The 12079-nt window shown below is 40.3% G+C and carries 11 protein-coding genes and 1 tRNA gene; 2 read left to right on the top strand and 10 right to left on the bottom strand.

Annotated features, from left to right (window positions below; all coding sequences use genetic code 11):
* The first annotated feature begins 74 nt into the window (after nt 1–74).
* Nucleotides 75–1169, top strand: a complete 1095-nt coding sequence (locus VB083_RS10585) for a GGDEF domain-containing protein (RefSeq protein ID WP_213690373.1) — start codon at nt 75–77, stop codon at nt 1167–1169.
* Nucleotides 1170–1181: 12 nt separating this feature from the next.
* Here VB083_RS10585 and VB083_RS10590 read toward each other — a convergent pair whose 3' ends face one another.
* The 6 genes from VB083_RS10590 to VB083_RS10615 all read right to left on the bottom strand — a co-directional run bounded on the left by VB083_RS10590 (nt 1182) and on the right by VB083_RS10615 (nt 5709).
* Complete coding sequence (locus VB083_RS10590) at nt 1182–1715, bottom strand: CarD family transcriptional regulator (protein WP_213690374.1); 534 nt, start codon at nt 1713–1715, stop codon at nt 1182–1184.
* A gap of 254 nt (nt 1716–1969) precedes the next feature.
* Nucleotides 1970–2057, bottom strand: a tRNA-Ser gene (locus VB083_RS10595).
* A 115-nt stretch (nt 2058–2172) separates the two neighbouring features.
* A complete protein-coding gene (locus VB083_RS10600) occupies nt 2173–2529 on the bottom strand; it encodes a cupin domain-containing protein (RefSeq protein WP_213695879.1) in 357 nt (118 codons plus the stop codon).
* Nucleotides 2526–2984 (bottom strand): universal stress protein, encoded by a 459-nt coding sequence (locus VB083_RS10605; protein WP_213695880.1) that lies wholly within the window; start codon nt 2982–2984, stop codon nt 2526–2528. The genes VB083_RS10600 and VB083_RS10605 overlap by 4 nt, the downstream gene beginning before the upstream one ends.
* A 73-nt stretch (nt 2985–3057) precedes the next feature.
* Nucleotides 3058–4359 (bottom strand): DUF3100 domain-containing protein, encoded by a 1302-nt coding sequence (locus VB083_RS10610; protein ID WP_307879980.1) that lies wholly within the window; start codon nt 4357–4359, stop codon nt 3058–3060.
* 36 nt (nt 4360–4395) lie between these two features.
* Nucleotides 4396–5709 carry an amidohydrolase gene (locus VB083_RS10615; protein WP_213695881.1) on the bottom strand — a complete coding sequence of 438 codons (1314 nt, stop codon included), beginning with the start codon at nt 5707–5709 and terminating at the stop codon, nt 4396–4398.
* A 179-nt stretch (nt 5710–5888) separates the two neighbouring features.
* Here VB083_RS10615 and VB083_RS10620 point away from each other — a divergent pair, with 179 nt between their 5' ends.
* A complete protein-coding gene (locus tag VB083_RS10620) occupies nt 5889–7142 on the top strand; it encodes an arginine deiminase family protein (protein WP_213699864.1) in 1254 nt (417 codons plus the stop codon).
* A 55-nt stretch (nt 7143–7197) separates the two neighbouring features.
* Here the strand turns inward: VB083_RS10620 and VB083_RS10625 are convergent, their stop codons facing one another.
* The 4 genes from VB083_RS10625 to VB083_RS10640 form a co-directional block, all read right to left on the bottom strand.
* Nucleotides 7198–8043: a FapA family protein gene (locus VB083_RS10625; RefSeq protein ID WP_323402042.1), complete on the bottom strand. Its 846-nt coding sequence runs from the start codon at nt 8041–8043 to the stop codon at nt 7198–7200.
* 68 nt (nt 8044–8111) lie between these two features.
* The gene (locus VB083_RS10630) at nt 8112–8696 is read right to left on the bottom strand and encodes a flagellar assembly protein A (protein WP_323402043.1); all 585 of its coding nucleotides are present in this window, start codon (nt 8694–8696) and stop codon (nt 8112–8114) included.
* A 131-nt stretch (nt 8697–8827) separates the two neighbouring features.
* Entirely contained in the window at nt 8828–10117 is a 1290-nt protein-coding gene (gene larA / locus VB083_RS10635; RefSeq protein ID WP_213690261.1) for a nickel-dependent lactate racemase, read from the bottom strand.
* Between the two features lie 12 nt (nt 10118–10129).
* Complete coding sequence (locus VB083_RS10640) at nt 10130–11620, bottom strand: L-lactate permease (RefSeq protein WP_213690262.1); 1491 nt, start codon at nt 11618–11620, stop codon at nt 10130–10132.
* Between the last annotated feature and the right edge of the window lie 459 nt (nt 11621–12079).

Here is a 12079-nt window from a genome sequence, read left to right on the forward strand (position 1 = left end):
CGTTTATAATTAACAATCTTTTGTGTAAAATGGAATTAGCAGAGTTAGAATGTCTTTTTAATGGAGATTACTTAATGAAAAATCTGCGGCAAAATTCAACAAATGATTATCGTGAGGAACTACGCTTTTTTCTTTGGCAACAAAACATACACCACATTCTTATATTCAGCCTTTTAGGACTGCTTATTGAAAGCATGGCATTTGGCTATGTCTATAAGGCTGGTCTCTCTTGTTATATCCCTTTGTATGTGACTCTTTTTCTTATCTATATTGTTTTTCTACCCGTAATAATCTATTTCAATAATAAAAAAAATGAAAAATTACCTCGATATTCTTCCTGGTTCTTATTTTTTTATTTCTTAGGACTTCTTACCTTTGCAGTAATGCTAAGTTTTGCCAATCAAATTTATACTGGAACCATTACAGTATATGTAATTGTTCTTTTCTGCATTGCGTCCTTTTTTTATATCCCATTTCCTCATATGATTGCTATCTTTAGTGCAGCTCAATGGATTTTCGTCACTTTTCTTCCTAAATTTCAGCATAACCCCGTTATTGCGCGAAATCATATTTTTAATTCTTTCGCTGCGTTGGTTTTGGCTCTTGTCATTTCCAGGTTGACCTATCAAATGAAAACCAAAACCTTTATGAATAAGAAAATTATCGACAAACAAATTCAGACACTCAAAAATCTGTCTATTAAAGATGGAATGACAGATCTTTTTAACCATAAACATATTTGTAGGAGGTTGGAAGAAGAAATACGACGAGCTAATCGCTATAAAACACCTTTATCTGTGGGAATATTTGACATGGATGGCTTCAAAAATATAAACGACACATTCGGACACCAGGAAGGAGACCGAATAATCATAAAAGCGACGGAAACAATGAAACAAACATTCAGGGAAACTGACCTCTTGGGAAGATATGGAGGCGATGAATTTTTAGTTATTTTTCCGGAAACACCGTTAGGCAACGCCGTAAAGGCAGCAGAGCGATTTAGAGAAAAAATATTACAGAATATAGCTGAAAAAGATAAAACCATCTCCATTAGTGGAGGAATAACATTCCTCCAAAAAGAAGATACGTTACAATCTCTTATTCACAGAGCAGACATGCTGCTTTACGACGCTAAAAATGCAGGGAAAAATAAAATAGCATGGTAAAACTAGAGAAAATTAATTATATTCATTTTTATTAGCTCTATTTTTTCTGCCAACTCTTTTGGCTATATATTCAGGCACCTTCTCTTTTGGAATATCAAGAGCTATTGCTAGTTCTCCAAAAAGCAGCTCTTCTGCACGTTTCATAAATTTATCGTCAATAGCCCCAAATTTATGTTTCTTTTGGTCAGCAAGCTGCTTCTTCGTATAAATAGACATCGTCAATTCTATTAAGTCAGCACAATCGTGTGTTTTAATTAAAGACTCATAACATTCTGTAAGTTGACTTGAAGTATAGTCTTCATATGTTTCTACCTGAAGAGTAGGAATCGTATCAATAAGCTGTTTAGCTTCGTCTTTAGAAATAACAGGACGCATAAATACTTCAGTTGTATTAACAGGAATAAATATTTTACAGTTCTGATACACGGGTTCTAAGACATAATAGAGTTCTTTATCGTTTGCTTTTCCTGCATCTCGTGTTGTAATACCCTTAACTTCACATACTCCTGTGTTGCCATAAAAAATTAAATCTCCTACCTGATACATTTCACATTACCTCCCAAAGTCCGTTCATTATCCATAGATGGGTACGTTCGTTAAAATTAAGCAACTCTAGTATATTTTAGTACATTTTTGGAAGTAAATGTAGGCAGAAAATTATTCTATTTATCTGAATACATACAAAGGGGCAACCTTACTATTGGCATCGTCAGTGTCAAAGTCATCGTCAACACATAAACTACACCCCAAAAGTAAAAGGGCACAAAAAAAGCTGCCCCAAAGGGCAGCTTAAATATTCATGGCGGAGAAGGTGAGATTCGAACTCACGGAACCTCGCGGTTCAGACGCTCTCCAAGCGCCCGCCTTCGACCACTCGGCCACTTCTCCTTACCTGCAACGCTCGGTATTATAACAACTTCTTCTATTTTTGGCTAGTCCTTTTTCATAAAAAAAGGGCAGTTCGGCCCTGCCGCCGACTGCCCAAGCTGAATGGAGGGGGTGCTCACTTCATACACTTCGAAGAAATAGCTATATAAACCAACGGGTAATTCCCTATATTTTCAAGGGAATGTTTTAAGCCTTTTTCCGTTAGGATTACATCCCCAGCGCCAACGCGCTCTTTTTGTTTGTCTTCCGAATATATTCCTATGCCATAGACTATTATTTTTATTTCTTCGCATCCCTCATGCTCATGTTCTGGAATGAGAGACCGCGGTTCCATTTCAACCCAGTTAATTTCGTGAAAAGCACTCTCTTCATAAAAATCATCTGGGTTAATAGAGCGACTCGATACCCCGTCAAGAACCCCAAAAAGGGGGTGGCTTTCAAGATCTTCTATCTGGCTCGATCGAATAATCATGTTTGTGCAGCTTCCTCCGTTTCTCTCGGCAGATGCACGAGAACTGTGCATGGGGCATGGCGAACAACTTTAGCCGCAACGCTACCGATAAAGAAACGTTCAAGATTACTAAGTCCACGATGTCCAATAAGAATTAGCTCATATCTGTTTTTCTCGGCCATCTTGATGATTTCTTCATAAGGTGTCCCCGTCGATAATACGAACTCAAAGGGCGTAGCTGTAACTCCAGACTCTCTCATCCCTTTCTCAATCATATTGAGGAATGACTGACGAATAGATTCCTCATTATAGTGGGGCGGATAGTCTACATAACCTGGAATAGAAAGATCGATCCGAGTTACAACATGAATAAAATCCAAGCGCTCTATACTATTTTTCTCTGCAAAACGAAAGGCGTAACTAATAAGAAACTGACTATTTTGACTCTGGTCAATCGCTACCAAAGCTTTTTTCATACATCACTCCCCCTTTCGTTGTACAGATACATTATAGACCAAATATACAGAAAATTGCAATGATGTATACTTATTAAATTTGTCCTATCACCTTTAAAATAATATGAGCGATCATGGCTGAGCCAAAGTATGTTCCCATAAACACAAAAACACTGACGACAACTAATCTCCAACCAGTCTTCTTAAAGGAATCCAGATCTTTGCCAACAGCGAGTCCCATAAAAGCAAGAATTGGCGTTGTCATCGAAAGAAAGTTAACATGTTTGGTGAAGTTGAAGATAAAATCAGCGGTAGGAACTCCAGGAATCGTCAAGATGCAACCAATGAGCACCATGAAGGCTACACTAGGAATTTTCCCGGGAATAAGGCGAGCAACGATAATACCTGCCATAGCAATAAAGACAAAAATCAACATTCCAGGGAATGCCGTGATAATTGAATGAGAAAAGCCTACTCTATTTCCTATAAGAGCCATACACCCCATAATGAGCAAACCAGGGAATGCAACTGCGAGTTCTTTGCCTAATCCTTTCAGTCCTTTTTTAGAAGATGCCCCGTTTTCACTATCGTTAGTAGACGTCAATATGTGCTTTTTTTCGAGCAACACCCCGTAACGAACGTAGTACATCTTTCTATAGAGCCACTCTGCAAAGGGCAATGCAACGAAGAGTGAAATATACATTCCATCAAGGCTTGTCAACATATTGCTGGTAGCGCCAAGAGCGAGAAGTTCGTCTCCCATGTTAGGGAATATCGCTTTGAGCGTTCCAGACGCAGCGGCCATCATACTGCTACTACCTACTCCAGAAGCCATAGCTAAAGCTTTGGGATGAAGAGGAAGAAAGGCAATAGAAAGAGAGGCCATGAGACTGAATATTATGGTTCCAAGTAATGTTCCTGTAAGATATACGCCCATGACACCCCTACCTTCAGGACCATCCATGCCATAAACATCAGCGATAAGGGCAAGGTTTCCTTCTCTCGCTATAGAGTGCGAAGCGCCTATTGTTTCTCTTTTCAAACCTAAGAGCACTGCAATGGGAACAGCAAATAACACTGTTCCTAAATTACCTAACTCCTGTAAAAGCAGAGCGGGACCAGCCTGAATAATTTTAGGAATGCTTGGCCCCACAAAAGTACCATACTCAGCCATGAGAATCATAAGCCCCCAGCTAATAAAAGGCGTTGCATCGTTCATATCTTTGTTGTTAAGAGTTTTAAAAAACTTAGGCCCAAGGAGCCCACCTAAAACAAGTGCATATAACATTGGGAGAAGAACTACTTTCCCTGGGCCAAACTGTAATACTTTTATGCCCATACGTTCAGCAATGACAATGAGGATTATTGCGATAATGTAATTTTTGACGTTTCTCATGGTGACGTTTTCTCCTTAAAAAGTAAAATTAATTCTTTATTGACAATTCCAATAGGATTCTTGTTGTTTTATATACTCTTCAATAGTAAAAGAAGGCTTGAAACGTTCTATTATGCCCTCCGCTTTTTCCGCCCCATTTGTCATTAAATCGATGATCGTCATGGCAACGGCTTTGGCAGGAAGTATTACGGCAGCGTTATAATCGGCAACTCTGTAGTCTGGCGTATGGAGAGTGCCGTCTACTCCTCCCATAAAGGCATGTATGGAAGGTATAAGTTGAGAAATATCTCCCATATCAGTAGATGCTGCAAAGTCTCCTATATTAGAAACCTTGTCTGACGAGATCAGCTGCCTCGAATTATCTAAAAAGATATCGTTCATTTCGGAAGAACAGGATAGTGGAAGATATCCCGGGATGGTCTGAATTTCTGTTTTTGCGCCAACGGCGTCACCTCCAGCTCGAAGGGCTCTGTCTACTTTTTTGTGAGCGTCTTCAATACTCTCAGGAGTTCTTCCTCGAACATAAGCTTCAAGACGAACATCTGCAGGAACATTGTTTACAGTATCGCCACCTTTGGTAATGATGGGATGTACTCTGATATGATCCTCGTCACGGAATGTTTCACGTAGAGCATGTACCCCCATTAATCCCAACATGGCTGCATTAAGAGCGTTGATTCCTTCATGGGGAGTTGCCGCAGCATGTGCCGCTTTCCCTATATAGTGAATCGTTTTTCCTACAAAACCGTTCGATCCGTTACATACGCCTAACGCTGCTTCTGGCATATTTCCAAGAGCATGAGTGATAATTGCCATTTGGACGTCATCAAAAATTCCTTGATAGACCATTTCTTGCTTTCCACCAAGGAAATGGAGTTTTCCCTCTTTCACCTGAGAGAGACGCCAATCAAGCTCCACATACTCCTCTGCAGGAACCCCCATAAACGTAAGCGTTCCTGCTATAGAATTTTGGATATTAGCATCGACAAAGGCAGCTGCAACAGCAAGCATAATGGCTACCTGCAAGTGATGTCCGCAGGTATGAGCAGCGCCCGTATCAGGGTTGGCGTAAGGACTTCCATATGTAGAGACAGCATCGAGCTCTCCCATAAGAGCTACATTCGGTCCCTTTTCCTTTCCTTCTAATGACGCAATAACTCCCGTCTGAGCGACATTACTTTTGACCGGAAGTTTCAGCGAATTAAAAAAGTGAGTTACAATAGAGGCCGTATGCTTCTCTTTAAAACCCAACTCAGGATTATTGAGAATTTCTTGAGCTATGCGAACAACTTCTTCTGACCTTTTATCGATAGCTTTACATACTTCTTTCTTCAGCTGCTCTTGATTCATAAGATATTACCTCCTCCTCTTTTGGGAATAGAATTAAATTAAAAGGATACCACGGTATGAAGATAAATAAAATTGCTTCATTTTCTGATTGCCGAAAAAAACAAAGAATGGTAGTCTTTCTCATGATCAATTTTTACACCAATTTTGACTGCATTTAGAAAGGGACGGAGATAACAGGAATGAAAATTCAGGTCAACTCAGAAATTGGTAAGCTACGCGCAGTTATTATGCAACCCCCCGGGAAAGGCATTGAAAGATGCACTCCTCTTAACATTGGTTCCCTTGCATGGGACTCTGTACCAAGCCCGCACAAAGCGGCAGAAGAACACAAGAAATGGGTAGCTGCTGTAGAAAGCTTTGGAGCAAAGGTATACCTTTTTGAAGATCTTTTACGCAAAGTACTCTCTATATCAACAGTAAAAAAAGACCTTGTATCTCAAATAGTACAAACGGAACACCAGTTTATTACGACACAAACAATGGAGGTACTCGAAGAATACCTTCTAGATCTCTCTGCTTCCAAACTTGTAGACCAACTTTTTTTTGGGATGACAAAGGAAGAGCTCAACAAAGCCACAGGAGAAGTTTCTCTTGTTGACCTGGTAGATAATAAAAATGAGTGGTGTCTTTTCCCGATGTCAAACGTGCTCTATTCCCGAGATCCTGCTGCCATATTAGGAAATGGAATAGTGTATGGGAATATGTTTAACCGAGACCGTATCAAAGAACCATATTGTATTCAGGCTATCTTCAAAAATCACTCTGATTTTAAAAATTTGAGTTTTAAGACATGGTATGGAGAAAGCCCCGACGATACAACACCTGTAGAAGGAGGAAACGTGCACTGTTACAGCCGTAATGTCTTTATTATCGGCATTAACGAAAGAACACATCCTGCTTCTATAGAAAAAATTGCCCAGCGGACAATGGCTGATGGAGAAATAACAGATGTGCTTGCTCTCATGTTTGAAAATCCGAGATTAAGCTCCACCGATTCTATCGGTCTTTCTGTTCATGTTGATATGTTCTTAAATATGATAGATCATGACGCGTTTCTTTTCTTCCCATATATAGAAAAGAAAATTACAGTGCTTCACATAACTCGAGGAAAGCAGGGACATCTTCGAGTCAAACGTGAAAGTTCACTTTTCGGAGCTATTAAAAAAGTGTTGAATCTTGATGGAATACGCATTATTAAAGTAGGCGGAGATGAAAGTGAAGCCGTTGCTTTTGCAGAACAACGCGCCGGCTCAGGCGGAAATACTTTCAATCTTGAACCCGGAAAGGTCTGTATCTGGGATCGCAATATCGCCACTATAAAGGCATTGGAAAAAGGCGGCATTGATGTAGTCGCAGTAGAAGCTGACGAGCTTGTGAAAGGCGGCGGCGGACCTCGATGTTCTACTATGCCTCTATGGAGAGATGATATATAAAAGGAGGGTTTCTGCCCTCCTTTTTGATTCGTTATTTGAAGTTGCATCCTTTATATTAGTAACTTCCCCGAACAACTTCACGACGTTGGCGGTTATAAAAGAATGAACAGTAAGAATCTATTTTTTGGATTTTAAAAACTGATTCCCAAATGCCAATTGTTACATTGGGGTAAATTACATTTCTAACTTTGATACGCGGATTATGTTGTCTTTCGCTATCCAGTACCTTACTTATTTCTGCTACTGAAACTTTTAATTGTTCTGCTGTTTCCTCTAGTCTTTTCATCTGCCGTATGAGCATGAAAAGCTTTTGACGTTCTTTTTCAGACAAATTTTCTATATCAAATGAGGTATCATTCGACGTAAAAGATAAAATTGCCTGTTCAATTCTATTTCTAAACCATAAAAGCTCCTCTATCTTTTTATCTTTCCGTTCTCGTTCTTCTACCAGAATAGGATCTACTCCCACCTGAAGATAGGTATATGGCTCCATAACAGACCCCACGGAAATTGTATCTATGCCACTCCCTGCGTGGGCAGTACCTCCTATTATTCCACGATAACGTTTACCCTTTACTATGATTTTATTCTTTGCTTTAAGAGTCGAAAAAAGAGAATAACCTGCAATTTCTATATCTTCCGCAGAAATAACAGTCGCATACTCAACATAGCCAGCCTGGACTATACCTTTAGCGCGAACGACGCAATTCTCACCTACAATTCCATTCCTGACAATACACTGTCCAAGTGAATTAATACGTCCGTTATAAATTCCGTTACAGATCACAAGATCCCCTGAACAACGGACACTAAATCCCTCATTAATGATTCCCTGTATTACAATTGACCCTTTAAAATCAATATCGCCAGTCTGCAAATCCACATTCCCAGGTATATTCAAAATAGGTAGAACATCAAAATTAACACCATCAAAGAATGGTTGCCCACTTCGAGTAGCGAAAACATGAATTATACCGCTATCATCAATCTCTCCCTCACTCCATCAAGAAGGGAATATCGAAGCACTTCTACTGGTTCTGGTGGAATTTCTCTTCCATATATATCAATACCGTGAGTTCCGCTATGTGGAGGAGAAATTAGTGCAAATTCCTCACCTTCATCAACAGTTGGGAGCTCCCAGAGCTTTTTCCAATCTATCGCAGCAGGATCATCTTCATCGTAGCGTCGTACTCTTTCTATAGGTTGAAGGAATTCTATCTTACCTGGAGTTGGTGGTGTTGGAGGGGTTCCTTCCGCAATGAGAAGGTCGTTTTCATAACATATATCAGATTCGTTGCATTTTTTTATACGCTCATAAATCATATCGTATGAATTAATCGGGATCCCTTCTTGCTGTAATGCATTAACAACATCCTCGGGATTCAGAGGTAAACCACTCCCTAAAGGGGGATATAAATCGAGGTAGACTTTCAACATATCTGGAGTTATACGAATACAATAACTCGCATCTTGAGCCTCAACAACTTCAAAGGGTTGATCTTCAAGATTTGAGAGATAGTTTTTTATTTGTTCAACGAGAGAATCCAAATTCACGGATCTCAAGTCCTTTTATAAGACCTCCCTGCTACTTCCCTTGTATTTTTATTATACACTAAAGATTAAACTTTCCTTCATGCATACAATAAGAGGAGGCTTTATGAGAACAGTAGCCTCCTCTTATGTTCTTATTTTTTTAGTTTTGGCAGGGTATTTGCTCCGTGAGGCATAAACCATGTCTTAAGTTGATTACCATGCTTATCATAAACCTGGTTAAGAGCTTCATCAAGGCTTTTAACCACAGTAATACCTGTACCTTCAAATTCTGTAGGCGACATTTCTGAAACCAAATAGAAATCCCAATTTTCAGCAACATAACCAATGGTGTAGCCAACATATTTGGCAATAGTAAATTCTCGACGAACTTCCTTTTCTCGTTCCGCTGTATTTGGAAACTTCTGGAGCATGAATTGGACTTCATCGTTACCATATCCTTCATTGCACGCACTTAATACGATAATAGATCCCCCTTGAGGAACCGCTTCCATGGCATTAAAAATAGTTTTCGATGTCTGGTAAAAGTTGATATCTTTGGGATATCCACCAGCTGTCGCTATAACAAGGTCTCCCAATTCTGAAATAACGACGCCATCTTTCTTATCTACAATCTTAGCCCCTTCGTAGAAAGCTTTTTCCCAATCTCCGGCCACGGCGAAACCTATCTTTCCATCGTTACCAGGAATAACGTTAAACATAAACGTTGGCTTGACCATTGCCGCTGCTTCCATCATATCAAGATGCATAAGGTTGTTTTCAAAATTCCCTGGTCTGCTGTTCATATTTCGGCCATTACCAGGAACAGGATCTAACGCCAAAGCGTGATTGGCCATAACGGTTTCATAAGAAGAAATTCCGGGTAAAATTCCTTTTCGACCGCCTCCCCATCCAGCCATAAAGTGATAAATAATGGCACCAGTAACAATGATATGATCGCATTCTAGAGCCCTTTTATTCACCTTTACAGGAGTCCCGTAGGAAGTCGTTCCAATATGAACCATATCGTCATGATCTAGACATTTATGATCGACAACCTCGAACGTTTTCGAAAGTTCCTCGCCAAGTAAAAGAGCGTGTTCCTCCTGAGTTTGTTCCCGATGAGTTCCCGTAGAGCTCAAAAAAAGTATGTCTTCGTCGCGAATGCCTGCATTACGAAGTTCTTTGACTATAAAGGGCAAATATACCCACATTCGCTGCCAAGCCCGTGTAATGTCAGAAACAATAATACATACTGTCTCTCCAGGTTTTACGAGTTCGCCAAGTTTTGGAGATCCAATAGGATTTTCAAGAGCCTGAACGATGATTTCCTCTTCAGAACCGATACTTTCGATTGGTTCGCTATCGATAATCCCCAGAAGATTTTTCTGCGGGATAGAAAAATCGATGTTCCCCTTTCCGTATTTCATGGTATACGAATACATTGATACTCCTCCTCATGCAGGAAAAATTACGTAGGTGTACACCATGGCTAAGAAACCAAAGAAAAAGAGAAAGCAGATAGATGGAAGAAGTGTTTTTCGCATAACTTCTCCTTCCCTTCCCAATATAGCCACACATGCACACACTGCCACCACGTTATTTGGGCATATCATGTTTCCAATAGCTCCACCTGTGTTTTGAGCTGCTACAACAGGCAACACATTTATGGAAAGATTTTTTGCAGCTTCCACATGCAACGGATTAAACATAAGATTTGACCCGAGGTTTGTTCCTGTAACAAAACTTCCTATTTGACCGATAAGTACGGCAACTGCAGGGTAGAACAAACTGCCAATCGTAGCAAAAGTCACAGCAAGAGTGCTGATTTGCCCAGAAAGTTTCATGCAATTGACCATGGCCAAAAGCAAGCCCATTGAAATGAGAGCAGGGATTACCCGCTTAAAAGCTTTAAGAGCAGATGCCAAGAAAAACTTACTGTATCCCAATAGTATAGATGCTAAGAAAGCGCTTGTTAAAACAACACAGCCCACCCAAACTGTGTACCCGCCTCCGAAGGATACGAGAGTTTTTAATGAGAAAGAAAGCCGTACAACTACAAGCAAAATACTTAAGATAAAGTATGGCAACAAAGACCGAAGAAAACTAAAACGAGGATTTTGTAACGTTTCATCGTTGTCTGGAGAAGAGAACGCATATTCTTGTGGAACTGAAGCATTTTTTCGAAGCCAAAGATACGCTCCAAAGACAAAAGTTCCTGCCATTCCACCGATTAGGCTTGTGAGTTCTGTAACGGGAATAAAGACGTTGCTCATCGTAAAGTTTATGCTCCCCATAACAAATCCCATAACAAGTACGTCTTTCCATATGCCTCTAAAAGCCTTTTTCCCAAAAACAAAACCAATGATCAGGATTGGGAGCAATATATATCCCAACGACATCATTTTACCAGTCATAACGGAAACTGGCACGAAATCAAGGCCGGCCGCACCAGATCCGACAACGGTGGTTACACCAGCTCCACCCCAGCTTACAGGACATGAATTCCCGATAAGACAGGCTGCCGCAGCAATGACAGGGTTCATACCAAGTCCAACGAGAAAAGGAGCCGCCAACGCAGCTGGAGCCCCTGCTCCTGCCGCTCCTTCAAGAAAGGTTCCGAAGGGAATAGCTAAAAATAAGACCATAAGTCTTTTATCTCTTGTAACCTTTGAAAGACCACGTTTTATGGAATCCATAGCCGTTGAATCCACCATAACGATGAGAAGAGTAAAGGCGGCAAATATAAGCCATACAATACGAACTCCGTCTAAAAAACCATTCCAACTCGTCTGCGCCAAATTCATAAGAGGCGTTTTAAAAACAACATTTCCGAAAAAGAGAGCTACAATCCAGCTTATCGGCGCAACAACCTTTGATGGGTAATTAAATCCTGCCATTCCGACAACAATTATTGCAATGGGCAACAACGCAAGCAAAAAGTTCATCGAATGCTTCCTCCAGACATGTTTTGATATGTGTGATCTGAGCTACGGAGTACTCCTTATATCTTCCCGGGATATATGGATATAAAAAAAGAGGTCGGAACCTTAAGGTCCCGACCTCTGTACAGCCCATACGTTACAGAACTGTCGCCCGAGGATAGGACCGACATCTAATAATGAGCGCAAGTATAAGAATAAGAGCAACTATAGCCTCTACGTTACACACCGTCTGTCCCTCCTCAAGTTCTATAAACTTTTTTCTACTGTTGGCTCGGAATGTTATCAAACCTTTAAAATTTTGTAAAGTGTAAAATAAAAAGAATTTGTAGATGGGCCAGAGTTTCGTTCCGTTTACTTAGGTAAAGTGAAAGAGATAATGAAAAAGGCGGGCACCTCTCCTTTATACTGGTGTTGCTCAAACAACCAAAATAAAGGATATAGGAGGTAAACCCGCCATGACAT

It is taken from the genome of Aminobacterium sp. (assembly GCF_034926885.1).
Taxonomy (GTDB): domain Bacteria; phylum Synergistota; class Synergistia; order Synergistales; family Aminobacteriaceae; genus Aminobacterium.